This is a genomic window from Micromonospora sp. C81, assembly GCF_018070425.1.
Taxonomy (GTDB): Bacteria; Actinomycetota; Actinomycetes; order Mycobacteriales; family Micromonosporaceae; genus Micromonospora; species Micromonospora zamorensis.
The window spans coordinates 49,554-73,159 of sequence record NZ_JAGPXS010000028.1; the positions used below are offsets into that span (position 1 = coordinate 49,554).

21 protein-coding genes and 1 pseudogene are annotated in these 23,606 nt (G+C 70.4%); 6 read left to right on the forward strand and 16 right to left on the reverse strand.

Going from position 1 to position 23,606, the window contains the following annotated elements:
• Positions 1-26: 26 nt before the first annotated feature.
• A complete protein-coding gene (locus KBX46_RS30390; RefSeq protein ID WP_210795402.1) occupies positions 27-1,310 on the reverse strand; it encodes a thymidine phosphorylase in 1,284 nt (427 codons plus the stop codon).
• A 161-nt stretch (positions 1,311-1,471) separates the two neighbouring features.
• A complete protein-coding gene (locus KBX46_RS30395) occupies positions 1,472-2,176 on the reverse strand; it encodes a cytidine deaminase (protein WP_210795404.1) in 705 nt (234 codons plus the stop codon).
• 247 nt (positions 2,177-2,423) lie between these two features.
• On the opposite strand from KBX46_RS30395, the gene KBX46_RS30400 reads away from it, so the two are divergent.
• Positions 2,424-2,918, forward strand: a complete 495-nt coding sequence (locus KBX46_RS30400; protein WP_231927209.1) for a nitroreductase/quinone reductase family protein — start codon at positions 2,424-2,426, stop codon at positions 2,916-2,918.
• Between the two features lie 54 nt (positions 2,919-2,972).
• Here the strand turns inward: KBX46_RS30400 and KBX46_RS30405 are convergent, their stop codons facing one another.
• From KBX46_RS30405 to KBX46_RS30440, 8 genes are all read right to left on the reverse strand, one after another.
• Positions 2,973-4,253, reverse strand: a complete 1,281-nt coding sequence (locus KBX46_RS30405; RefSeq protein ID WP_099850414.1) for an ABC transporter permease — start codon at positions 4,251-4,253, stop codon at positions 2,973-2,975.
• Between the two features lie 3 nt (positions 4,254-4,256).
• The gene (locus tag KBX46_RS30410) at positions 4,257-5,627 is read right to left on the reverse strand and encodes an ABC transporter permease (RefSeq protein WP_088951444.1); all 1,371 of its coding nucleotides are present in this window, start codon (positions 5,625-5,627) and stop codon (positions 4,257-4,259) included.
• Positions 5,624-7,231: an ABC transporter ATP-binding protein gene (locus KBX46_RS30415; protein WP_247668450.1), complete on the reverse strand. Its 1,608-nt coding sequence runs from the start codon at positions 7,229-7,231 to the stop codon at positions 5,624-5,626. The genes KBX46_RS30410 and KBX46_RS30415 overlap by 4 nt, the downstream gene beginning before the upstream one ends.
• 189 nt (positions 7,232-7,420) lie before the next feature.
• Positions 7,421-8,488 (reverse strand): BMP family protein, encoded by a 1,068-nt coding sequence (locus KBX46_RS30420; RefSeq protein WP_088951443.1) that lies wholly within the window; start codon positions 8,486-8,488, stop codon positions 7,421-7,423.
• A 277-nt stretch (positions 8,489-8,765) separates the two neighbouring features.
• Entirely contained in the window at positions 8,766-9,107 is a 342-nt protein-coding gene (locus KBX46_RS30425) for a hypothetical protein (protein WP_210795406.1), read from the reverse strand.
• Positions 9,108-9,186: 79 nt separating this feature from the next.
• Positions 9,187-10,074, reverse strand: a complete 888-nt coding sequence (locus KBX46_RS30430) for a sugar ABC transporter permease (protein WP_088951442.1) — start codon at positions 10,072-10,074, stop codon at positions 9,187-9,189.
• Positions 10,071-11,714 (reverse strand): ABC transporter permease subunit, encoded by a 1,644-nt coding sequence (locus KBX46_RS30435; RefSeq protein ID WP_099850410.1) that lies wholly within the window; start codon positions 11,712-11,714, stop codon positions 10,071-10,073. Before KBX46_RS30435 ends, KBX46_RS30430 begins: the two co-directional genes overlap by 4 nt.
• Entirely contained in the window at positions 11,714-12,961 is a 1,248-nt protein-coding gene (locus tag KBX46_RS30440; RefSeq protein ID WP_210795408.1) for a maltose ABC transporter substrate-binding protein, read from the reverse strand. The genes KBX46_RS30435 and KBX46_RS30440 overlap by 1 nt, the downstream gene beginning before the upstream one ends.
• A 199-nt stretch (positions 12,962-13,160) precedes the next feature.
• Between KBX46_RS30440 and KBX46_RS30445 the strand changes: the two genes are divergently transcribed.
• The 3 genes from KBX46_RS30445 (at position 13,161) to KBX46_RS30455 (ending at position 16,428) form a co-directional block, all read left to right on the forward strand.
• Positions 13,161-14,207: a LacI family DNA-binding transcriptional regulator gene (locus KBX46_RS30445; RefSeq protein ID WP_088951439.1), complete on the forward strand. Its 1,047-nt coding sequence runs from the start codon at positions 13,161-13,163 to the stop codon at positions 14,205-14,207.
• Between the two features lie 32 nt (positions 14,208-14,239).
• The gene (locus KBX46_RS30450) at positions 14,240-15,874 is read left to right on the forward strand and encodes a glycoside hydrolase family 13 protein (protein ID WP_210795411.1); all 1,635 of its coding nucleotides are present in this window, start codon (positions 14,240-14,242) and stop codon (positions 15,872-15,874) included.
• A gap of 182 nt (positions 15,875-16,056) precedes the next feature.
• Positions 16,057-16,428, forward strand: a complete 372-nt coding sequence (locus KBX46_RS30455) for a VOC family protein (RefSeq protein ID WP_088951437.1) — start codon at positions 16,057-16,059, stop codon at positions 16,426-16,428.
• 72 nt (positions 16,429-16,500) lie between these two features.
• Here the strand turns inward: KBX46_RS30455 and KBX46_RS30460 are convergent, their stop codons facing one another.
• The 6 genes and pseudogenes from KBX46_RS30460 to KBX46_RS30485 all read right to left on the reverse strand — a co-directional run.
• Positions 16,501-16,938, reverse strand: coding sequence for a hypothetical protein (locus KBX46_RS30460; protein ID WP_030486628.1), 438 nt, complete (start codon positions 16,936-16,938; stop codon positions 16,501-16,503).
• Positions 16,939-17,019: 81 nt separating this feature from the next.
• Positions 17,020-17,406 carry a GntR family transcriptional regulator gene (locus tag KBX46_RS30465; protein ID WP_099850400.1) on the reverse strand — a complete coding sequence of 129 codons (387 nt, stop codon included), beginning with the start codon at positions 17,404-17,406 and terminating at the stop codon, positions 17,020-17,022.
• Positions 17,406-18,332: a YhjD/YihY/BrkB family envelope integrity protein gene (locus tag KBX46_RS30470; protein WP_099850398.1), complete on the reverse strand. Its 927-nt coding sequence runs from the start codon at positions 18,330-18,332 to the stop codon at positions 17,406-17,408. Before KBX46_RS30470 ends, KBX46_RS30465 begins: the two co-directional genes overlap by 1 nt.
• Positions 18,333-18,411: 79 nt before the next feature.
• Positions 18,412-18,981 carry a 2'-5' RNA ligase family protein gene (locus KBX46_RS30475; protein WP_172862155.1) on the reverse strand — a complete coding sequence of 190 codons (570 nt, stop codon included), beginning with the start codon at positions 18,979-18,981 and terminating at the stop codon, positions 18,412-18,414.
• Between the two features lie 24 nt (positions 18,982-19,005).
• A complete protein-coding gene (trpS, locus tag KBX46_RS30480) occupies positions 19,006-20,031 on the reverse strand; it encodes a tryptophan--tRNA ligase (protein WP_210795413.1) in 1,026 nt (341 codons plus the stop codon).
• A gap of 216 nt (positions 20,032-20,247) precedes the next feature.
• A pseudogene (locus KBX46_RS30485) lies at positions 20,248-21,258 on the reverse strand (hemolysin family protein); the annotation flags it as partial.
• Positions 21,259-21,507: 249 nt separating this feature from the next.
• On the opposite strand from KBX46_RS30485, the gene galE reads away from it, so the two are divergent.
• Both galE and galK read left to right on the forward strand, forming a co-directional pair.
• Positions 21,508-22,437, forward strand: coding sequence for a UDP-glucose 4-epimerase GalE (gene galE / locus KBX46_RS30490; RefSeq protein WP_247668453.1), 930 nt, complete (start codon positions 21,508-21,510; stop codon positions 22,435-22,437).
• Complete coding sequence (galK, locus tag KBX46_RS30495) at positions 22,434-23,603, forward strand: galactokinase (RefSeq protein WP_210795416.1); 1,170 nt, start codon at positions 22,434-22,436, stop codon at positions 23,601-23,603. Before galE ends, galK begins: the two co-directional genes overlap by 4 nt.
• The last annotated feature ends 3 nt before the right edge of the window (positions 23,604-23,606 follow it).

Consider the following 23,606-nt stretch of genomic DNA (forward strand, 5'->3'; position numbering starts at 1 on the left):
ACCACGCCGCCCCGACCCGCGCTCGATCAGCCGATGCGCTCGATGACCAGCGGCGTCGTCGCGGGGGCGGTCGGCGCGATCCGTACCGCGTCGGCGGCCTCGGCCAACGCCGCCGGGATCCGCGTCGCGTCCTCGGCGCGCAACTCGTAGAGGGCGTCACCGGCCCGCACCGCGTCACCCGGCCGCTTGTGCAGGACCACACCGGCCGGCACGCTGACCGGGTCCTCCTTGCGGGCCCGACCTGCGCCGAGCCGCCACGCCGCAACCCCCATGGCGTACGCGTCGACGGCCGCGACGTGTCCGTCCCGCTCGGCGCGGACGACCTCGACCTCGCGGGCCTCGGGCATCGGCGCGTCCGGGTCGCCGCCCTGCGCCCGGATCATCGCCCGCCAGGAGTCCATCGCCCGGCCGTCGCGCAACGCCGCCGCCGGGTCGGCGTCCGGCAGGCCCGCGGCGTCGAGCATCTCCCGGGCCAGGGCGAGGGTCAGCTCCACCACGTCGGCCGGGCCGCCACCGGCCAGCACCTCGACCGACTCGGTCACCTCGACGGCGTTGCCGATCGCCAGTCCGAGCGGTGTGGACATGTCGGTGAGCAGGGCGACCGTCCGGACGCCGTGCGCACCGCCCAACTCGACCATGGTGCGCGCCAGCTCGCGGGCCTGGTCGACGGACTTCATGAAGGCGCCCGAGCCGACCTTGACGTCGAGGACCAGCGCGCCGGTGCCCTCGGCGATCTTCTTGCTCATGATCGAGCTGGCGATCAGCGGGATGGCCTCCACGGTGCCGGTCACGTCGCGCAGCGCGTACAGCTTGCGGTCGGCGGGAGCGAGCCCGGTGCCGGCCGCGCAGATGACCGCGCCGACCTCGTCCAGCTGGGTGATGAACTCGTCGTTGCTCACAGTGGCCCGCCAGCCCGGGATGGACTCCAGCTTGTCCAGCGTGCCGCCGGTGTGCCCGAGACCTCGGCCGCTCAACTGCGGTACGGCAGCGCCGCACGCCGCCACCAGCGGGGTGAGCGGCAGAGTGATCTTGTCGCCGACGCCGCCGGTGGAGTGCTTGTCGACAGTCGGTCGGCGTACCGCCGAGAGGTCCAGCCGCTCACCGCTGGCGATCATCGCGGCGGTCCACCGGGCGATCTCCGGCCCGGTCATGCCGTTGAGCAGGATCGCCATCGCCAGCGCGGACATCTGCTCGTCGGCAACAACCCCCCGGGTGTACGCGTCGACCACCCAGTCGATCTGCGCGTCCGACAGCACCCCGCCATCCCGCTTGACCCGAATAACGTCAACAGCAGCAAAAGCACTACTCATCAGAAGATCTCTCTAGTCGTATCGAAAGGCCGGCTCACAACCGTGACCGACGTACGGCCGTGCCGACGGCGGGGCCGGGGCCGACCGTGCCCGGCGGAGGGATCAAGCCTGACCGCCCGGAGCCGGGCACGGTCGGCCCCGGCCCTAAGCGCAACCAGAAATCAAGACCAGCGAACCGGAATCTCCGCAGGCGGCTCACCCTCACCGGCCCAGAAGATCGTCCCGGTGGCGTCCACCACGACCACCCGGGGCGTCCGGGCCAGACCCCAGGTGATCGCCTCGGCCGGGTCGTCCCAGCTCGGCGCCTCCTCCAGCACCCCGGTCTCGGCGCCCGCGTCGTCGCCGGCCGACCGCTCCCAGTACGCCGTCCAGACCTGCTGGCCGGCGGACATGTCCGGGTGCACGAAGACGGTGCCGCGCCCGCGCCAGGCGGCCAGTCGCTCCGGGACCACCGGCACCGGCGTCTCCCCGGTGACGGCCTCCAGGTCCTCCACACCGAAGGCGTGTGGCAGCAGCTCGGCCATCCGCAGCGGGCGGGTTTTGCTCTCGATCAGGCACTCCGGCCCGCCGTGCTCCCAGAGCAGTTGCCGACAGCGCCCGCACGGCATCAGCGGCTCACCCGTGGCGTCGACGCAGGAGAGCGCGACTAGTCGCCCGCCGCCGGTGGCGTGCAGGCTGGAGACCACGCCGCACTCGGCGCAGAGCGTCACCCCGTACGCGGCGTTCTCCACGTTGCAACCGACCACGATGCGGCCGTCGTCGACCAGCGCGGCCGCGCCGACCGGGAACGTCGAGTACGGCGCGTACGCGTGCCGCATGGCCTCGATGGCGGCAGCGCGCAACCGTGCCCAGTCAATGTCGGTCATGCCGCCATTCTGCCCAAGCGGCCCAGGTCAGAAGCGGGCAGGGCCGGGTCCACGGGCAGGCGCAGCCGTGCCGGGCATGAGTCCGACTCATCGGCCGCGCCCCCAGCAGTGGTCAACCGTCACCAGAGTCGGAGGCGTTGCCGAGGATGACGGCTCGGGGTGAAAGGGACGTTCGGCCCTGCATCTCCCGCTCGGGACAGCCAACCCTGAAGCCGAGGATGGACACGTACGACCGAGAGGACCTGTGATGGCGAAGTTGGGAAGCTGGCCGTTGTCCGCGCAGACTCTTCGTCGGATGTACGCGGGGGGCCGCGGTAATGCGGCGGCCCGCCGGTTCGCCCGGCTGTGGGCGGCCGTGTACGCCGCCGGCCTGCACCCGAGGCGGTGGGTGACACTGGAGGTCGTGGGACGCCGCACCGGCCAGATCACCCGGTTCCCGCTGGGAATGGCCGACTGGCAGGGCGACTGGTATCTGGTGCCGATGCTGGGCGAGAACTGCAACTGGGTCCGGAACGTGCGTGCGGCTGACGGCCTGGTGATCCTTCGGCACGGGCGCGCCCGGGTCTGCCGCCTAGTCGAGGTGCCGGTCGACGAGCGTGCGCCGATTCTCAAGCGGTATCTGGCGACGGTCCCCGGAGCCCGGCCGCACCTTCCCGTCGACCGGCATGCGCCCCTGTCCGAGTTCGCGGCAATCGCGGCACGGTACCCCGCGTTCCGTGTCGAGACGGCACCCGTGAGATGACTGGCGCGGACCTCGCTGTGCCCGACGGGAGTCCCGTCGGGCACAGCTCGGGTGTCAGCCCTTGATGTACGGCTTGCCGTCGGCGGCCGGTGCGCGGACCCGGCCGACCAGCCCGGCGACCGCCAGGATGGTGGCCAGGTAGGGCAGCATGGCCAGGAACTGACTGGGGATCGAGCTGCTGATCGCGCCCAGGTAGGTGGCGAGCTGGTCGGCGAAACCGAAGAAGAGCGCGGCGAGCAGCGCACCGGTCGGGTTCCACCGGCCGAAGATCAGCGCGGCCAGTGCGATGAAGCCCTTGCCGCCGATCATGTTCTTGGTGAACGAGTAGAGCGCCAGCGTGTAGGACGCGCCGCCGATGCCGGCGACGACGCCGGCCAGCAGCACGTTGCGGTAGCGGACCCGCAGCACCTTGACGCCGAGCGTGTCGGCGGCGATGGGGTGCTCACCGACCGAGCGGGTACGCAGACCCCACCGGGTGCGGAAGAGCCCGATGTGGATCACGAGCACCAGCAGCAGCCCGAGGTAGAGGAAGATGTTGCCGCGGAACAGCGCCGGCCCGAGCACCGGGATGTCCTTGAGCAGCGGGATCTCCCAGTTGCTGAAGCGGGGCGCGCTGTTGTATTTCGCCGCGTCGGTCTGCATCAGCCGCTCGTAGAGGAAGCCGGTGACGCCGACCGCCAGCAGGTTCAGCACGATGCCCATGACGACCTGGTCGACCAGGTAGCGGATGGCGAAGACGGCCAGCAGCAGCGAGATGAACGCGCCGCCGAGGGCTGCGGCGACCAGACCCACCCAGACGCTGCCGGAGATGCTGCCGAAGAGCGCGCCGCTGAAGGCACCCATCAGCAGCTGGCCCTCGATGGCCACGTTGACCACACCGGAGCGTTCGCAGAGCACCCCGGCGAGCGCGCCGAAGATCAGCGGCAGGGCCAGGATGAACGTGCCCCGGATGATGTTGACCAGGGGCATGAAGTTCTGCCCGGCGGGCGCGGCGGAGACCTGCCAGCAGAGGAACGAGAGCACGAAGCCCACCAGCCCGATGCCGAGCACGGTGATGAACCACCGCTTCGGCACCCCGGCGAGCAGCGCCGCGCCGGCGGCGATCGCGATGATCCCGAACAGGATCGCCCCGATCGTGCCGTTGATCTTCAGTGCGGCACCGGCCGCGTCGTCGCTGAGCGTGAACCGGGCCTGCTGGTTGGTGGCGAGCGCGCCGAAGAGCACCGCGGCCAGCAGGCCGAGCCCCAGCAGCGTGAGGCCGACCTTGCGGCTGCGGGTCCAGAAGCCCTCGTCGACCGGGGCGACCGCGATGTCGGGGACAGCCATGGTGGACATGAGTTACCAGCCCTTCGCCAGGCTCGTCTGCAACCGGGCGGCGCGCGCGGCCCGGAGCTGGAAGATCGCCTTCACCAGGGCCGGCGCGGCGATGAAGATGACGATCAGCGCCTGGAGCACGGTCACCAGCTCCAGCGAGATCCCGGAGTACGACTGCATCCGGTTGCCGCCGGCCTGCAACGCACCGAACAGCAACGCGGCCAGCAGCACTCCCCAGGGCTTCACCCGCCCGAGCAGCGCGACCAGGATGCCGTCGAAGCCGATCTGCGCGACCACCAGCGGGGTCAACGCGCTGGCGGTCGAGCCCAGCACCATGTTCGAGCCACCGAGGCCCGCCAGGATGCCGGCGAAAACCATGATCAGGATGTACGTCCGCGTGACGCTGATGCCGGCGGTACGGGCTGCGTCCGGGTTGGCGCCGACCGCCCGCAGCTCGAAGCCGAGCGTCGAACGGTTGAGCAGCCAGGCGACCGCCCAGGTGGCCAGCACGGCGAGCAGGATGCCGGCGTGCACCCGCAGGTTGTCGCCGAGCAGTCGGGGCAGTTGGGCGGAGGTGTCCACCGCCTTGCTGATCGCGTCGGTGCGGTTCGGGTCCTGCACACCGTTCTGCACGATCAACCAGGTGAGGAAGTACGTGGCGACGTAGTTGAGCATGATCGTGTTGATCACCTCGTGCGCGCCGGCGCGGGCCTTGAGGATGCCGGGGATGAAACCCCAGATCGCTCCGCCCAGCGCGCCGGCGAGCACCGCCACCAGCAGGTGCAGGCCGGGCGGCAGGGGCAGCAGGAAGCCGGCCAGGGCCGCCATGATCACGCCGATGGTGGCCTGACCCTGGGCGCCGATGTTGAACAGGCCGCCGCGGAAGGCCAGCGCCACCGACAGACCGGTGAAGACCAGCGGCGCGGCGTAGGTGAGCGTCTCGGAGATCGGCGCGAGAACGGCCTGCCAGCTACCGGTGCCGTTCACCCAGCCGGAGAACGCCTCGGGGTCGAAGACCGAGCCCTTGAACAGGTTCGCGTACGCCTCGCTGACCAGCGTCCAGCTGGAGTTGATCGCGTCGGACGGGCGGGAGGTGATGTACGAGTACGTGGACAGCACCGCCGGATCAGAAACGATCATCAGCACCGCGCCGACCACGATCGCCAGCACCAGCGACAGCAGGGTCACCGTGAAGGTGTTGGCCGCCCAGAGGTTGTCCATGAACAACCGGCCCAGACTCGGCTTCTGCTCCGGCTCCGGCTTGGACGCCGGGCCGCCCGGCTCGGTCGCCACCTCGGCCCGTTCGGTGTTGCCGAGCGCGTTCTGCGCGGCCTGCGCCTCGCTCGCCGGCTCCTTGTCCGGCGAGCCGGATTGCGGGGTTGGGGGGTTGGTCATGCCTCGTCCTCGCTCGCGGAACCCGGGCCGCTCGCCGGGCTCCCGTCGGTGGCCGGCCCGTCGCTGGGCACGGCGTCCGTGTTGCGCTCGTGTGCCGCGTCCGGGCTGATGCCGGCCATCAGCAGGCCGATCTCCTCACGCGGGGTGTCCGGGCCGACGATGCCGATGATGCGACCGCGGTACATGACCGCGATCCGGTCGGCCAGCCCGATCACCTCGTCGAGCTCGCTGGAGACCACCATGACGGCGGTGCCGATGTCCCGCTCGCGGATGATCTGGCTGTGGATGAACTCGATCGACCCGACGTCGACGCCACGGGTCGGCTGGGCCGCGATGAAGAGCTTCAGTGGCCGGGACAGCTCCCGGGCGACGATCACCTTCTGCTGGTTGCCGCCGGAGAGGGTGCCCACCGACGCGTCGGCCGATGACGTGCGGACGTCGAACTGCTCGATCCGCTCCTTCGCCGACGCCGCTATCGCGTCCGGCTTGAGCGCGAGCCCGGCAGCGAACGGCGGCCGGTCGTAGATGTCCAGCACCAGGTTCTCCGCGACGCTGAACTCCTTGACCAGGCCGTCCACGCTGCGGTCCTCGGGCACGTAGCCGACGCCCGCGCGGAGCACCTTCTTGGGCTTCCAGCCGTCGATCCGGTCGCCGACCAGGCTGACCGTGCCGGCGAGCACCGGCCGCAGGCCCATGATCGCCTCGATCAGCTCGGTCTGACCGTTGCCCTGTACGCCCGCCACGCCGAGCACCTCGCCCGCACGCACGGTCAGGTCAACCCCGTCCACCGCGCGGATCTGCCGGTCGTCGTCGACGACCAGCCCGGTCACCTCCAGCACCGGCTCACCGGGAGTGGCCGGGCCCTTGTCCACGGTGAGTCGGACGTTGCGCCCGACCATCATCGCGGCCAGCTCGTCCCGACTGGCGTCCGGCGAGGCGGTGCCCACGGTCCTGCCGCGTCGGATCACCGTGATCCGGTCGGCGATGGCCTTGACCTCGCCCAGTTTGTGGGTGATGAAGACGATCGACTTGCCGGCCGCCTTGAGCGACCGCATGACCGTCAGCAGTTCCTCGGTCTCCTGCGGGGTGAGCACGGCGGTCGGCTCGTCCAGGATGAGCAGGTCGACGTCGCGCGTGAGCGCCTTGACGATCTCGACTCGCTGCTGGATGCCGACCGGCAGGTCCTCGACCACCGCGTCCGGGTCGACCCGCAGGTTGTAGCGCTCGGACACCTCGGTGACCTCGCGCCGGGCACGTCGGCGGTCCAGGAAACCGGCGATGCCGCCCCGGACCTGTTCGGCGCCGAGCATGATGTTTTCGGCGACGGTGAAGACCGGCACCAGCATGAAGTGCTGGTGCACCATGCCGATCCCGGCACCGATCGCGTCGGACGGGCCCTTCAGCTTCAACGGCTTGCCGTCGACCAGGATCTCGCCCTCGTCGGGCTGGTAGAGCCCGTAGAGCACGTTCATCAGGGTCGACTTGCCCGCGCCGTTCTCGCCGAGCAGGGCATGAATCTCTCCAGGCTCCACCGTCAGGTCGATGTGGTCGTTGGCGACCAGATCACCGAACCGCTTGGTGATGCCGCGCAGTTCGAGTCTCAGCGCAACCTCCTGGAGTGCGAGCGATGGTGCAGCCTAGCTGCCGTCAACCTGGCCGGAGCGGCCCGGTTGACGTGGTGCGCGATCGGCCGCTCCGACCCCACGGTCACCCGCAGGGCCGAAGCGGCCGATCGGTCGTACCTGTCCCCCGCCGACCTCCCCGATGATCTCACCGGAGGAGCCGGGCGGTTGTCACTTGGTCGGCTGGGCCTTCGAGGTGACGGTGATGGTGCCGGCGGCGATGTCCGCCTTGATCTTGTCGACCTCGGCCTTCAGCTCGGCCGGAACCTTGCTGTCGAAGTCGTGGTACGGGGCGATCGAGACGCCGGTGTTGGCCAGGGTGCCCACGAAGCCCGGGTTGGCCTGCAGCTTCTCGCCACCGGCGGCCTTGAGCACGGCCTCCTTGACGGCCTCCGGGATGTTCTTGACCACCGTGGTGATGATGGCCGAGCAGTCCGGGGTGCTCTCGCAGCCGTCGACGTCCACCCAGATGGTGCTGTACTTGCCACCCGAGGCCTTGGCCGCGGCGGTGGTGCCGAGGCCTGCGCCACCGGCGACCGGCATGATGATGTCCGCACCCTGGGCGACCAGCGCGTCGGAGACCTTCTTGCCCTCGTCCTGCTTGGCGAAGTCGTTGGTGAAGGAGCCCTTCTGGGTCTCCTTGTTCCAACCCAGCGCCTGGACGTTCTTGCCCTTGGTCTTGTTGTAGTACGCCACGCCGTCGACGAAGCCATCCATGAAGATGGTCACCGGCGGGATCGGCAGGCCGCCGTACGCGCCCACCTTGCCGGACTTGCTCATCCCGGCGGCCAGGTAACCGGCCTGGAACGCGGCCTGCGCGGTGTCGAACTGCATCGGGTAGACGTTGGCGTCACCCGGGTTGGCGTCGACGATGCCGAACGCCTGGTTCGGGTTGGCCTTGGCGATCTTCGAGGTGGCGTTGGCCATCAGACCACCGACCGCCAGGATGAAGTCGCACTTCTGGTTGACGTACTGCGTCAGGTTCGGCTCGTAGTCGGCCTCGGCCTTCGACGCCACGAACTTGGTCTCGATGTTGCTGTTGGCGGCCTTGGCCTCCTCGAGACCCTTCCAGGCCGAGGTGTTGAACGACTTGTCGTCGATGCCACCGACGTCGGTCACCATGCAGGCGCTGAACTTCTTGCCGCCACTGCCGGCGTTGTTGTCATCATCGGGGGCCTCGCCACAAGCGGCGGCGGTGAGCACAAGCCCACCTGCCGCGACGATCGAGGCGATCCGCATCCCACGCACCGAGCGCAAGACGTCTCCTTCCCATTGCACACCGCGCCTAGTGCGGTGGCAGCCCATCAGCCGACCTGCGGTGTGCCGCCGGCTGTCCCACGTTACGGACGGGAGCGTACGCCCGCGCCCACCCACCGGCCGACAATCGTGCACGACTGTTGAGCGCCTGTTACCCGGGTGTAACCCTTGCGTGGGGCACGTCACTCTTCGTGCTGGTAAGCAAGCGACGTGCCGTCCGAAACGTCCGTTTTCCCGGGGTCGGCCCTCTCCCCGGACGTTACCGCCAAAAGACCGCGACCGCCGCGTTGACCAGGGTCAGGCCGACGATCGTCAGGAAATGACCACGGTTCACCGCGTCCCGCTTCCGGGAGAAGAAGACCATGACAAAGATCAGCAGCGCGATCACCAACTTTGTCACAAGCTTCGCGGGCGCCGGCTCGTCCCCGTCGCGCAGCGGGGCGGACAGGCCGAGCCCGGTCAACAACTGGATCACCGCCCCCCAGAGCATGGCCGGGTTGATCCGTAGCCGACCGCTGATGTATTGGGCGATCGATCCGCCGAGCAGCAGGGCGAAGCCGATCAGATGGACGTAGAGGAGGATTAGTCGCAGCGCTTCCACGCCGCCCATCCTCTCCCATCAACGACGGTTTGTAGTAGGGGGTCTGGCGGTCGGCGCGTCGACTCCGGCCGCGGCACGGTCAGCCCTTGACCGCGCCGGCGGTCAGGCCGGAGACGATGTAGCGCTGGAGAAGCTGGAAGACCAGCACGGTGGGGATGGCGGTGAGCAGGGTGCCGGCCGCGAAGATCCCGAAGTTGTTGTTGCTCTGGTTGCCCTGCACCAGGCCGTACATCCCGACTGCGAGAGTCTTGGAGTCGCTGCTGGTGAGGAACACGTTGGCCATCAGGAACTCGTTGATCGTGCCGATGAAGGCCAACAGCCCGGCCACCGCCAGGATCGGCGCCACCAGCGGCAGCATGATCCGGAAGAAGACCTGGGCGTGCGACGCGCCGTCCATGGTCGCCGACTCGTCCAGCTCGCGCGGCAGCGTGTCGAAGAAGCCCTTCATCAGCCAGGTGTTCACCCCGAGCGCCCCACCCAGGTAGAGCAGCAGCAGGCCCCACGGGGTGTTGAAGCCGATCGACGGCCACAGGTCGGTGATCGTGCCGAAGATCAGGTAGATCGCCACGATCGCCAGGAACTGCGGGAACATCTGGATCAGCAGCAGTGAGAGCAGCCCGACCCGGCGGCCGCGGAACCGCATCCGCGAGAAGGCGTACGCGGCCAGCGCGGACAGGAACACCGACGCGAACGACGCCACCCCGGCGATCAGCAACGAGTTGAGGAACCACCGTCCGAAGGCGGTGCGATCGAACAGCTCGCCGAAGTTGTCCAGCGACACCCCGCCGGTGGGCACCAGCTCGGTGGTGGACAGCGTGCCGAGCGGGTTGAGCGCGGCGGACAGCACGAACAGGATCGGGAACAGGCTGAACAGCACGGCGAGCACGGCGACGACGTGCCGCCAGCCGACCTCGGCCAACCAGCGGCCACGCCGCCGACCGGTCCGGATGTGGTTGACCGTTGTCACCCGTACACCTCCTCCTGCTTGCGGGTCCGGCGGAAGCTGATCGCGGAGACCACCGCGACGATGGCGAAGATGAACAGCGAGATCGCGGCGGCGAAGCCGAACTGCGCGCCCTGCCCGCCGAAGGCGAGCCGGTAGGTGTACGTGATCAGCAGGTCGGTCGCGCCGTTGGCAGGGTTGTCGGCCGGGAAGGGCGCACCCTCGGTGGTCAGGTAGATCGCGTTGAAGTTGTTGAAGTTGAACGCGAACGACGAGATCAGCAACGGCGACAGGGCGACCAGGAGCAGCGGCAGGGTGACCGCGCGGAAGGACTGCCAGGGCGACGCCCCGTCGACCGAGGTGGCCTCGGTGAGCTCACGCGGGATGGCCTGCAGGGCGCCGGTGGCGACCAGGAACATGTACGGGTAGCCGAGCCAGAGCTGCACGAGGATGACGGCGAAGCGGGCCGTCCACTCCTGACCGAACCAGTCAACGTCCAGGCCGAACAGACTGTTGATCAGGCCGAAGTCGGCGTTGAACATGTCCCGCCAGGCGAGCAGCATCGCGAACGACGGCATGGCGTACGGCAGGACCAGCAGCACCCGGTAGAAGTTGGTGCCGCGCATCCGGGGCGAGTGCAGGACGAGCGCGATCAGCGTGCCGAGCAGGAACGTCCCACCGGTGGAGCCGATGGCGAAGGCGAAGTTCCAGACCAGGGTGCCGAGGAACGGCCCGGAGATGTTCTCGTCGGTGAGCACCCGGGTGAAGTTGTTCAGCCCGACGTTGACCTTCCAGCCCTGGGCCAACCGCTCGCCGTCGGCGGCGACGAAGGCGCCCGCCTCCTCGTCGGCGGTCCAGGTCCGTCCGGTCTCGGTGTCCCGTACGCAGTCGCAGCCAGCCTCGTACGCCCGCACCGCCTTGCCCTCGTACGCCCGGGACAGGCCGCTGGAGCGCACCGCGCCACCGGCGGTCGGGACCACCAGGTCGGTGATCTCCTTGCTGCGGGCGCTGGCCTGGCCGAAGGTCAGCACTGTGTAGCCGTCGGCGGCGGTGACCTTGCCGCCCGTGGCGACCGTGACGTCGGCGGCGTCGAGTTGGCGGAGCCCTCCGGTGTCGCCGACGGAGACCGCGCCGGTGCCGGGGTCGGTGACCAGGAAGACCAGCGGACCGGTGGCCGGATCGCCCTTGGTGGCGATCGACAGGGCGTATTCGGCGGACCCCGGCACCTGGGTGACCGACGAGGTCTGGATCGCGACGACCGCGTCGTCCTTGCTGCCCCGGTGCCCGTCCCCGAAGTTCGTGAAGGCGGTGCTGGCGGTGTAGAGCACCGGGAAGACCTGGAAGGCGATCAGGAACAGGGTGCCCGGGACCAGGTACTTGGCCGGGACGTGCCGGCGGGTGAGGTACAGGTAGAACAGCCCGACCGTGGACGCCGCCAGCAGGGCGAGGCCGGTCCACATCTCGGCGGCGATGAGCGGGAAGGCCGCCCAGACCGCGATGCCGGCGGTCAGACCGAGAAGGAGCACCTTGCCGGCGAGCCCGGCCACTGTGATCGGGGCGTCGTCGCGCGAGCGCGAGGCACGTGGGCGCGGGGGTGGGGAGCCGGCGGGCTCCCGGCCCGGAGTCCGCGTGGCGGACTCCGGGCCGGACAGCGGCGTACTCATTACTTGATCTGGCCGGAAATGGTCTTGCCGGCGGTGGTGATGGTGCTGGTCGGGTCGGCCCCGCCGATGACGGCGGCCTGGGCCTTGCCGAACGGGTCCCAGATCGCGGCCATCGCCGGGATGGCCGGGAGGACCTGACCGTTCTTACCGGCCTCCTGGAACTTGGCCAGATCCGGGTCGTTGCCCTTGACCTGGTCGAGGGCGGCGGTCAGCGCCGGCGGCCGGGGCTCGGCGTTGTAGAGCGCGACGGCCAGCTCGGGCGTGGTGGTGTAGTTGGCCACGAACTCCTGGGCCAGCGCCTTGTTCTTGCCCTTGGCGGCGACGTAGAACGCCTGCACACCCACGAACGGCTGGGCTTCCTTGCCGCCGGCGAAGCCGGGGATGGCCGAGATGTCGTAGGAGATGTTGGCCTTCTTGACGTCGGCCACCGCCCACGGGCCGGAGACCAGGTACGCGCACTTCTTGCCGGTGAACGTGGAGATCGAGTTGGTGTCCGAGATGGAGCGCTTGAGTACGCCCTCGCCCTTCTCGCCCAGCGCGCCGATCTTCTTGAAGGCCTCGATCGACTCGGGCTTGCCCACGCCCAGGTCCTTCGGGTCGTAGTCCCCGTTGGCCGCGGTGCCGAAGAGGTAACCGCCGGCGGAGCTGTAGAGCGGGTAGATGTGGTACGCGTCGCCGTTCTGGCCGACCTGGAGGCAGAGCGTCTCGGTGGCCTTCTTCGCCGCCTTGAGCTTCTTGCCGGAGGCGACCAGGTCCTCGATGGTCTTCGGCGCCTCGGGGGCCAGCTCGGTGTTGCGGATCAGCGCCAGGTTCTCCTGCGCGTACGGCACGCCGTAGAGCTGCCCGTTGAAGGTGACGGCCTTGACGGCGGTCTCGTTGAACGCGCTCTTCTGCTCGGCGGCGAGCTGCACGGGGTCGATGGCGCCGTTCTGCACGAGGTTGCCGATCCAGTCGTGCGCGCCGACCACCACGTCCGGGCCACTGCCCTGCTGGGAGGCGGTGACGAAGTTGGTCTGCAGGTCCTTGCTGACGGCTTGGACCTCGACGGTGACGCCGTTCTCCTGACCGAACTTCTCGGCGAACGGCTTGAGGGCGACGGTGCGCTTGTCGTCCGCCCAGATCACCAGTTTGCCGCCGGCTGCCTTGGGGGTTTCCTTCGCGGCCGGCTCGTCGCTGTCGCCGCCACAGCCGGAGGCGGCGAGCGCCAGGGCGAAGAGGGCAACCACACCCGCGGTACGGATGCGCATCGGTACTCCTGTCGTCATGGCGGGTCCGCCGGGGGAAGGGCGGCCCGCCAGTGGGAACCTCTGGAAGTTCTTGCCATCCGGCGCAGGGGTGCTGCGCCGCTGCTCTCGCATGTTGCGGGCACGTTAGCAAGAGGTTGCAAGTAATGGAAGCGCTTGCAAAGGACCCCGCAAGAACTTGCCGGTGGGCTAAAGTGCCGCCATGCGCGCTCGACTGTCCGACATCGCCCAGCAGGCCGAAGTGAGCGAGGCCACGGTGTCGCGGGTGCTCAACGACCGCCCCGGCGTGGCCCCGGAGACCCGGCAGGCCGTCCTGACCGCCCTCGACGTGCTCGGCTACGAGCGCCCGGCCCGACTGCGCAAACGCAGCGCCGGGCTGGTCGGCCTGGTGGTGCCGGAGCTGGACAACCCGATCTTCCCCGCCTTCGCCCAGGTCATCGAGTCGACCCTGGCACAGAGCGGTTTCACGCCGGTGCTCTGCACCCAGAGCGCCGGCGGGGTGACCGAGGACGAGTACGTGGAGATGCTGCTGGACCGGCAGGTCTCCGGGATCGCCTTCGTCTCCGGCCTGCACGCCGACACCGCCGCAAACCACGACCGCTACCGGGCACTGCTCGCCCGACCGTTGCCGGTCGTGATGATCAACGGGTACGTGCCGGGCATCGGCGCGCCCTTCGTCTCCTGCGACGACCGGGAGGCGGCCGAGCTGGCCGTCGCCCACCTGGTCGCGCTCGGGCACCGGCGGATCGGCCTGATCACCGGCCCGGACCGGTTCGTTCCCGTGCAGCGCAAGGTGGCCGGTTGGCGCTCGGCGATGACGCGCCTGGCCGGTGTCGCCGAATCGGATCTGGGCCCCCTGGCCGAGCTGTCGTTGTTCGGTGTGGAGGGTGGCGAGGCGGCGGCCGGTCGACTGCTCGACCGTGGTGTCACCGGCGTCGTCTGCGGCTCCGACCTGATGGCTCTCGGAGCGGTCCGGGCGGCCCGCCAACGTGGCCTCAGCGTGCCCGGCGATCTCTCCGTGGTCGGCTACGACGACTCACCGCTGATGGCCTTCACCGACCCGCCGCTGACCACCATGCGGCAGCCGGTCATCGCGATGGCGGTCGCCGCCGTCCGGGCCCTGGTCGACGAGATCAACGGGCACGGCGCCCCGCACTCGGAGTACCTGTTCCGCCCGGAGCTGGTTGTGCGCGGCTCCACCGCAGTCGTTCCGACTTCCGCACGACTGTCTTACGCAAGATCTGCTTGACTCTTGCAAGGGCGGGCCGGCATATTGCTCGGATGATCAGCACCACCACCCCGCCGCACACCACCGAGGACGACTGGTGGCGCTCCGCGGTCGTCTACCAGGTGTACGTCCGCAGCTTCGCCGACAGTGACGGCGACGGCGTCGGCGACCTCCAGGGCATCCGGCAACGCCTGCCGTACCTGCGCGACCTCGGGGTGGACGCGCTCTGGCTGACCCCGTTCTACACCTCCCCGATGATCGACGGCGGGTACGACGTCGCCGACTACCGTGACGTCGACCCGATGTTCGGCACCCTCGCCGACTTCGACGCGATGATCACCGACGCGCACACCCTCGACCTGCGGATCATCGTCGACCTGGTGCCCAACCACACCTCCAGCGCGCACCGCTGGTTCACCGCCGCCCTCGCCGCCGGCGCCGGCTCGCCGGAGCGGGCCCGCTACCTCTTCGCCGACGGCCAGGGCCCGAACGGCGAGCTGCCTCCGAACGACTGGGAGAGCATCTTCGGCGGCGCGGCCTGGACCCGGACCGCCGACGGTCAGTGGTACCTGCACCTGTTCGACCCGGCCCAACCGGACCTGAACTGGCGCCACCCGGAGGTCCGCGCCGAGTTCGAGGACGTGCTGCGGTTCTGGCTGGACCGGGGCGTGGACGGGTTCCGCGTCGACGTGGCACACGGCATGATCAAGGCGGACGGGCTGCCGGACGTCGGCTTCAGCACGATGACCACCGGCCAGCGCCAGGTCGAACTGCTCGGAAAGGGCCGGCTGCCCTACTTCGACCAGGACGAGGTGCACGAGATCTACCGTGCCTGGCGGCCCATCCTGGACAGCTACCCAGGCGGTCGGATGGCGGTCGCCGAGGCGTGGGCCGAGACCCCGCAACGGCTCGCCCGCTACGTCGGCCCAGACGAGCTGCACCAGGCGTTCAGCTTCGACTTCCTCGACGCCACCTGGACGGCCGACTCGTTCCGCAAGGTGATCGACACCGCGTTGACCGAGTCGACGGTGGTCGGCGCACCGACCACCTGGGTGCTCTCCAACCACGACAAGCAGCGACACGTCACCCGCTACGGCGACGGCGTCGAGGGGTTGCGCCGAGCCCGCGCCGCCAGCCTGCTGATGCTCGCCCTGCCCGGCAGCGCCTACCTCTACCAGGGTGAGGAACTGGGCCTGCCCGAGGTCCTCGACCTTCCCGACGAGCTGCGCCAGGACCCCGCGTTTCTGCGCACCGGCGAGAGCCGCGACGGTTGCCGGGTGCCACTCCCGTGGAGCGGCGACCTGGCCCCGTACGGCTTCGGACCGGCCGGCAGCGAGGCGAGCTGGCTGCCCACCCCCGCCACCTGGCGGGCCCTCTCCGTCGACGCGCAGAGCGGCGTACCCGGCTCGACGCTGGAGCTGTACCGGGCCGCGCTGCGAATCCGCCGCGACCACCCGGCGCTGGCTGTCGACGCCGGCGGGGTCACCTGGCTGGAGAGCGGGCCGGACGTGCTCGCCTTCTCCCGCACCGCCGGCGAAACCGTGCTGACCTGCGTGGTCAACCTCAGCGGCGCGCCGGTCCTGATCGACGGGTACGGTCAGCCGCTCGTCGCCAGCGACACGCTCACCGAGCAGGGCTCCGGTCACCTGCTACCGGTCGACGCGGCAGCCTGGTTGGAACGGCGCTGAGCGGGTAACTCGTTTTCGACCTGGTCGTCCGTCGTGCCCCGCGCCAACGGGCGACTGGGCTACCAACCCCTTGTGGTGGGGGGTGAGGTGGCGCTGGCGCCACGCGGAGTCCGCTCCGCGTGGCGCCGGTGTCCGTCCGGGCCCGGCGTGTTCACCGCCGCCGCCGTGGGTACCGGAAACCCATGGGCGTACGGATTGCGCAGTGCACACTAGACGTCGAGGACATTGACCTGATGGTGTCGTTCTGGTCGGCGGCCCTCGGCTACGACATCGAGCAGGGCGACGACGGCAGCGCCAAGCTGTGGCCCCCGGGCGGCCCGTCCGCCACGGCGCCCACCCTCTGGTTGCAGGGCTCCGGCACCGGCAAACGGGGCAAGAACCGTCTGCACCTCGATCTGGTCGCCGACACCGACCCGCAGACCGAGGTACGGCGCCTGATCGACCTCGGCGCACGCCATGTCGACATCGGTCAGACCGGATCCGAACAGTTCACGGTGCTCGCCGACCCCGAGGGCAACGAGTTCTGCGTGCTGGACTCGGCACCGACCCGCTGACCGTCTCCCGGGAGTCGCCACGACCCGCTGACCGTCCCGGGGGTCGCCGCGACCCGCTGACCGTTCCCGGGGTCACTTCGCAGTGAGCAGCGCCGCGATCCGGGTGAAGCCGGCGCGCACCTCGGCCTCGTCCGGCGGCTCCACGGGTTCGCCGTGCCCCGCCTCGTCGGCGGCGGCGTCCAACTCCTCGTCGATCACGTCCTCGAAGTCACCGTAGAGGTCGGCCCCCTCCACCTGGCGGGCCTCGTCTTCGGCGGCGACCTGCGCAGCGGCGATCTCACTGCGGATCTCGTCGGCCGACAGCGCCGGCAGCAGCGGCTCCACCACGGCCATCAGCTGCTCCTCGGCAACCACCGCCTCGGCCAGCGCCAACGCGTGCGGCCGCTCGTACGGCCCGCAGACCACCGGCTCCCACTCATCGAGGTCACCGAGCGGACCGAAGGTGATGATCCACGGCAGGCCGAGAAGCGGTGAGTCCGCCGGCAGGTCCAGTGTCATGAGTGCGCCCACCGGCTCATCATGGTCCGCAAACGCGAGCCACGATGCCTTTCGGCTCAGTTACCGCCCGTCCGGCGGTCGATCAGCGGCCGGTCAGCCGGGGCGGGCGGCGTCCAGGGCGGCACGGACCAGAGCGAGCGCGGTGGCCGGCGCCACGCCGAGCCGAGCCGCCTCGGCCGCGTACCCGGCCGCCGCCCGCTGCAACCGGTCGACGGCGTCGTCCCGGCCAGGGGCGACGAAGGTGCCGTTGCGCCCCCGGGTCTCCAGCAGCCCGGCCACCTCCAACTCCCGGTACGCCCGGGCCACCGTGTTCGCGGCCAGCCTCAGGTCGGCGGCGAGCTGCCGGACGGTGGGCAGGCGGCTGCCGACCGGCAACCGGCCGTCGCCGATCATCTCGGCGAGCTGCCCGCGTACCTGCTCGTACGGGGGCACCGACGAGTCCGGGTCGACCGAGATCAGCACGTGGGCACCTTCCGTCATCAGCCCCCACCGCCCGGCGTACCGGGGTCGGTGTCCTCGTCGGCCGGTTTGGGCGGGGCGGCGGCCTCCGCCAAATCCACCACCCGCCCGTTCGAACTGGTCGCGAGCAGCGCCGCGCCGAACAACACCAGCTGATTGAGCAGGTAGAGGTAGAGCAGCAGACCAACGGCGCCAGCCACAACGGTGTACGCCGGATTCCGCTCGGTACGCACCACGTAGTAGCGCCCGACCGTGTTCAACAGCGTGATGCCGATCGCCACCAGCAGCACCACCGGACGAAGCCGGGACCGGCTCATCCGCAGCCGGGGCACCGCGAGGAGCAACGCGGTGGCGAGCACCGCGTTGACCAGCACGCTGAGCACCGCGCTGATCGTGGTCAGACCGACCGACCCGGTGCTGCGCAACAGGAACCGCAGCACCGACTCCAACGCGTCCACCGCCGCGACCGAGACGCCCAGCAGCACGAAGATGCCGATCATCACGCCCAGGTCGACCAGCCGCCGGATCACCAGGTTGCCCGGCTGCTGGTTGAGTGAGTACATCAACCGCTGCGAGGACCGGATCGCCTCCACCCAGCCGATCCCGGTGAAGACCAGGATGACCAGGCCGACCACACCGACCGTGCCGCTGGAGTTGGCGATCTGCTCGGCGTCCAGGAACGGCAGATTCTCCTTGAGGAAGTCGGCCGCCGCCGCGCTGACCTCGTCGTTGTCCTCAAGGATCGCGCCGAAGATGGAGTACGCGACCAGGGCGAGAGCGAACACCGCGAAGAAGCCGTAGTAGGCGATCGCTGCGGCCAACCGCCCGGCCAGCACGTCGGCGTACAGGGCGCCGGCCCGCCAGACGTGGTCGAAGAGGCCCGACCGGCGGCGCGCGGCGCTCACCCAGCGGTCGATGCCCGCCTCGATGCGGCCGATCACGTTCACGCGATCATCCTCGCCGATCTCCCACCGCCGTCGTGGCAACCGGCTCCCGAAGCTCACCGATCGGCGCGTCGCCGACGGCTCAGTCGCCGAGGCGGAAGTCCCGACGCGGCTGCCACCGGGCCTCCCCGCTGTGCGAGAAGAGGGTGAACGCGTCGACCTCGAACATCGCGGAGAAGTCGGCCAGGTCCTCGTACACCTTGTCCAGGGCCTCCGGCGGCACGTCCTGCGCCACGGTGACGTGCGGATGGTACGGGAAGCGCGCCTGCCGTTGTAGACCTGGTGCCGCGGCGATCGCGGCGGCCAGCAGTTCGCACTCGCTGATCCCGGCGGCGACCGCGACGAACACCACCTGGGTGACCGGACGGAACGTGCCGGTGCCCCGCAGGTGCAGCGCGAACGGCAGGTGCCCGGCGGCGACGGCGGCCAGGTGCCGCTCGACAGCGGGCAGGTTGGCCGTCTGGATCTCGGTGGGCCCGAGCAACGTCACGTGCGCGGGCACCGCGAGCGGGTCGCCGGCCTCGACGCGCCGCCGGGTGAGCTGGGCACCCCACGGCTCGGGAATGTCCACCGCGATGCCGATCTGGATGGTGTCGCCGGTCGGCGAAACCCCGCCACTGCGATCCACGCTTCGCGCCGCCCCTCCGGCCACCGACCCGTCCACCTGTCCCGCGAGCTACTCGCCACGAACGGGCGGGAAGAAACCCACCCGCTCGTACGCGGACCGCAGGGTCGTCGCGGCCACCGCGCGGGCCTTCTCCGCGCCGCTGGCGAGCAGCTTGTCCAGCTGCGCCGGGTCGTCGAGGTAGCTGCGGGTGCGCTCCTGGATGGGGCGGACGAAGTCCGTGACGACCTCGGCCAACTCCTTCTTCAGGTCGCCGTAGCCGCGGCCCGCGAAGGCGGCCACCAGCTCGTCGATGCTCCGACCGCTCAGCGCCGAGTGGATGGTCAGCAGGTTGGACACACCCGGCTTGGTCTCGGTGTCGAAGACGATCTCGCGACCGGTGTCGGTGACCGCCGACTTGATCTTCTTGGCGGAGCGGGCCGGGTCTTCCAGGAGGTCGATGATGCCGGCCGGCGAGGACGACGACTTGGACATCTTCGCCGTCGGGTCCTGAAGGTCGGTGATCTTGGCGGTGTCCTTCACGATGTGCGGCGCCGGGATCGTGAACGTCTGGCCGAACAACGAGTTGAACCGCTGGGCAAGGTCCCGCGAAAGCTCCAGGTGCTGCCGCTGGTCCTCGCCGACCGGCACCGCGTTGGCCTGGTAGAGCAGGATGTCGGCGGCCTGCAGGATCGGGTAGGTGAACAGCCCGACGCTGGACCGGTCGTTGCCGTGCTTCTGCGACTTGTCCTTGAACTGGGTCATCCGACTGGCCTCACCGAAGCCGGTGATGCAGCCGAGCACCCAGGCCAGCTGCGGGTGCTCGGGCACCTGCGACTGCACGAACAGGGTGCTGCGATCCGGGTCGAGCCCGACCGCGAAGAGCTGGGCGGCGGCCACCCGGGTCCGTTGGCGCAGCAGCGCCGGGTCGTGCCCCGCGGTGATGGCGTGCAGGTCCACCACGCAGTAGAACGCGTCGTGGGTCTCCTGGAGAGCCACCCAGTGCCGTACCGCGCCCAGGTAGTTGCCGAGGTGGAACGAGTCGGCCGTCGGCTGGATACCGGAGAAGACGCGGGGGCGGGCGGGAACGTCGGACATGGCGATAATTCTGTCAGCAACCAACCGGGTCCGTCATGACGGGCCGGCGGGTCGGCCGCGGCCCGCCGATGTCGGGCTGCTGACCTCGCGTGGTTCGCCCGCGCCGACCCGGCGCGTCGGCCCGACCGCGACCCGGCGCTGCTGTCCGCCCACGGCCTCCCGCGCCGGCCCGGAGCCGCCGCCCCGAGCCGCCACGCTGTCCGGCTCGTGGCGCTGCCCGGCGTCCTTCTGGTGGCGTTGCCCGCTGTCGGGCTCTTGGCGTTGCTCGGCTGGGTGGACGGCGGAGACCGCGAGCCGGGCCACCCTGCGGCCGTCCAACGCGAGCACCCGCAGCAGGCAGCCGCCCGTCGTGCCAACCGGGTCGGGCGCGTCGCCCTCGTCGGGTTCTCCGGGCACCGGGACCTCGTCGCCGTCAACCGGAAGCCGGCCCAGCGCGGCCATCACGAATCCACCAACCGTCTCGTACGGGCCGGCGGGCAGTGCCACCCCGGTCCGTTCGGCGAAGTCGGCGAGGTTGAGACGGCCGTCCACCACGGCGGGCAGGCCGGCGCGCACCGGGTCCGGCGTGGCGTCGTACTCGTCGTGGATCTCGCCGATCAGCTCCTCGATGAGGTCCTCCAGGGTGACGATCCCGGCGGTGCCGCCGTACTCGTCGACCACCACGGCCAGGTGCTGGCCCTCTCGACGCATCTCGGTCAGTGCGGGCAGCACCCGCTTGCTGCCGGGGAGCCGCTTCACCTCCCGGGCCAGCTGACCGACGGTGACGCACGGGTCGGCGTCCGGGCGCAGCAGCACGTCACGGAGGTGCACGAAGCCGACCACGTCGTCGTGGGTGCCGTCGGTGACCGGGTAACGGGTGTGCGTCTCGGCGCGGACCAACCGGGCGGCCTCGGCGATGGTCAGCCGCGCCGGGAGGAAGACCACCTCGGTGCGCGGCATCATCACCTCGCGGATCAGGCTGGCACCGGCGACCAGGACCTCGTCGATGATGTGCCGCTCGTCCGGGTCGAGCACCGTGTTCGCAGCGACCAGGTCCCGCAGTTCGGCTTCGGAGATGCGCTCCCGGCCAGCTGCCGGGCCCGCCCCGAGCAGATCGGTGACGAGTCGGGTGGCACCATCGGCAGCGCGGACCAGCACCCGGGCGACGGCCCGGGCGAGCGGCCCGGGGTCGCGGCGGGGCGGCACCCGCACGCGTCGCCGGAGCCCGGTACGGGCCGCTTCCCGCATGACAGAGATGGTAGACACCCTTGGCCCGTCGCACCGGGGGATCACGCGGCGCGGACCACAGATGTTCGGGTCTGTTTAATCGTGAGAGATTATGATGGGATGGGGATGAGGACGGCGTCGGCGACGGTGCCGGCCGTCGTCTTAGGGTGATCACGAAGGGCCACGTCCCGGGCGGGCCAGGCAGGAGGCAACGACGTGAAACTGCTCGTCACCGGGGGCGCCGGCTTCATCGGCAGCGTGGTGACCCGGATGCTGCTCGACGCGGGCCACCAGGTCGTCGTCCTGGACGACCTGCGCACCGGTTACCGCGAGGCGCTCGCGCCGGACGCCACCCACGTGCAGGCGTCCATCCACGACGCCGCCCGCATCGTCACCCCGGACGCCGGCTTCGACGGGGTGCTGCACTTCGCCGCCCTGATCGCCGCCGGGGAGTCGATGGTCAAGCCGGAGCTGTACTGGCAGAACAACACCGTCGGCACGCTCGCCCTGATCGACGCGGTCCGGGCCGCCGGGGTGCCCCGGATGGTCTTCTCCTCCACCGCCGCCGTCTACGGCAACCCCACCGAGCTGCCCATCGGCGAGACCGCGGTCAAGGCGCCCACCAACACGTACGGCGCCACCAAGCTCGCCGCCGACATGGCGCTCACCTCGGAGGCCGTCGCACACGGGCTGGCCGCCGTCTCGCTGCGCTACTTCAACGTGGCCGGCGCCCACCTCGACGGTGACGTCTCGCTCGGCGAGCGGCACGACCCGGAGACACACCTCATTCCGATCGCGTTGGAGGTCGCCGCCGGCCGGCGGGAGAAGCTCCAGCTCTTCGGCGACGACTACCCCACCGTCGACGGCACCTGCGTCCGCGACTACATCCACGTCGCCGACCTCGCCCGGGCACACCTGTTGGCGTTGGGCGCCGCCACCGCGGGCCAGCACCGCATCTACAACCTCGGCAACGGCAACGGCTTCAGCAACCGCCAGGTGGTCGACGTGGTCCGCGAGGTCACCGGGCAACCCGTACCGGTCGAGGTCGCGCCGCGCCGCGAGGGCGACCCCGCCGAGCTGGTCGCCTCCTCCGCGCTGGCCCGCGACGAGCTGGGCTGGGTGCCCGAGAAGCCGACCCTGCACGACATGGTCGGCGACGCCTGGGCGTTCTACCGCGCGCACGTCCTGGAGCAGTCATGACCAACCCCACCGGCGACGTCGCCGAGCGGGCCGCCGAGGGTTTCACCAAGCAGTACGGCGGCAAGGCCACCGGCCGCTGGGCGGCTCCCGGCCGGGTCAACCTGATCGGCGAGCACACCGACTACAACGAAGGGTTCGTGCTGCCCTTCGCGCTGCCGCTGCTGACGGTGGTCGCCGCCGACCGACAGGACGGCGACCAGTGGACGGTCTGGTCCGAGCTGTCCGGCGAGACGATCACCTTCGGCGCGGACGACATCGCCGAGCCGGGTCGGGTGACCGGCTGGGGCGCGTACGTCGCCGGGGTGGTCTGGGCGCTCCGCGAGGCCGGCCACCCGGTGCCTGGTGCCCGGATGGCGATCGCCTCGGACGTGCCGCTGGGCTCCGGTCTCTCCTCCTCGGCCGCGCTGGAGTCGGCCGTGCTGGCCGCCCTGCTCGACCTCGGCGGACTGGAGCTCTCCCCCGAGCTGCAACCCCGGCTGGCGCAGCGGGCGGAGAACGTCTACGTGGGCGCGCCGACCGGCATCATGGACCAGTCTGCGGTCATCCGCTGCCGCGCCGGGCACGCCCTCTTCCTGGACTGCCGAGACGAGTCGGTCGAGCAGATTCCCTTCGACCTGGACGCGGCCGGGCTGGCGGTGCTGGTCATCGACAGTCGAGCGCCGCACCGGCACGCCGACGGTGAGTACGCTGCCCGCCGCCGCTCCTGCGAGGCGGGGGCCAGCGCACTCGGGGTCACCGCGCTGCGGGACGTGGGCGTCGACCAGCTCGACGCCGCGCTGGCCCAACTCGACGACGAGGAGACCCGGCGACGGGTCCGACACGTGGTCACCGAGGACCAGCGCGTACTGGACACGGTGGCGCTGCTCCGCGCCGCCCGGGTCCGCGACATCGGCCCGCTGCTCACGGCGTCGCACGTCTCGATGCGCGACGACTTCGAGATCACCGTGCCGGAGATCGACACCGCGGTCGAGGCGGCGTTGGCGGCCGGCGCGTTGGGTGCCCGGATGACCGGCGGCGGCTTCGGCGGCTGCGTTCTCGCCCTGGTCGAGGCTGACCGAGCCGACGAGGTCGCCGCAGCCGTCACGGCCGCGTACGCCGAGCGCGGCTTCACCGCCCCCGGCACCCTGACGGTCGTCCCCGCCCCCGGAGCAACCCGCCTCCCCTAACCC

Coding starts and splice junctions, on each gene's coding strand:
- KBX46_RS30390 (WP_210795402.1), bottom strand. CDS start 1,310: ATGAGTAGTGCTTTTGCTGCTGTTGACGTTATTCGGGTCAAGCGGGAT.
- KBX46_RS30395 (WP_210795404.1), bottom strand. CDS start 2,176: ATGACCGACATTGACTGGGCACGGTTGCGCGCTGCCGCCATCGAGGCC.
- KBX46_RS30400 (WP_231927209.1), top strand. CDS start 2,424: ATGGCGAAGTTGGGAAGCTGGCCGTTGTCCGCGCAGACTCTTCGTCGG.
- KBX46_RS30405 (WP_099850414.1), bottom strand. CDS start 4,253: ATGTCCACCATGGCTGTCCCCGACATCGCGGTCGCCCCGGTCGACGAG.
- KBX46_RS30410 (WP_088951444.1), bottom strand. CDS start 5,627: ATGACCAACCCCCCAACCCCGCAATCCGGCTCGCCGGACAAGGAGCCG.
- KBX46_RS30420 (WP_088951443.1), bottom strand. CDS start 8,488: ATGCGGATCGCCTCGATCGTCGCGGCAGGTGGGCTTGTGCTCACCGCC.
- KBX46_RS30435 (WP_099850410.1), bottom strand. CDS start 11,714: ATGAGTACGCCGCTGTCCGGCCCGGAGTCCGCCACGCGGACTCCGGGC.
- KBX46_RS30440 (WP_210795408.1), bottom strand. CDS start 12,961: ATGCGCATCCGTACCGCGGGTGTGGTTGCCCTCTTCGCCCTGGCGCTC.
- KBX46_RS30445 (WP_088951439.1), top strand. CDS start 13,161: ATGCGCGCTCGACTGTCCGACATCGCCCAGCAGGCCGAAGTGAGCGAG.
- KBX46_RS30450 (WP_210795411.1), top strand. CDS start 14,240: ATGATCAGCACCACCACCCCGCCGCACACCACCGAGGACGACTGGTGG.
- KBX46_RS30455 (WP_088951437.1), top strand. CDS start 16,057: ATGGGCGTACGGATTGCGCAGTGCACACTAGACGTCGAGGACATTGAC.
- KBX46_RS30465 (WP_099850400.1), bottom strand. CDS start 17,406: ATGACGGAAGGTGCCCACGTGCTGATCTCGGTCGACCCGGACTCGTCG.
- trpS (WP_210795413.1), bottom strand. CDS start 20,031: ATGTCCGACGTTCCCGCCCGCCCCCGCGTCTTCTCCGGTATCCAGCCG.
- galE (WP_247668453.1), top strand. CDS start 21,508: ATGCTGCTCGACGCGGGCCACCAGGTCGTCGTCCTGGACGACCTGCGC.
- galK (WP_210795416.1), top strand. CDS start 22,434: ATGACCAACCCCACCGGCGACGTCGCCGAGCGGGCCGCCGAGGGTTTC.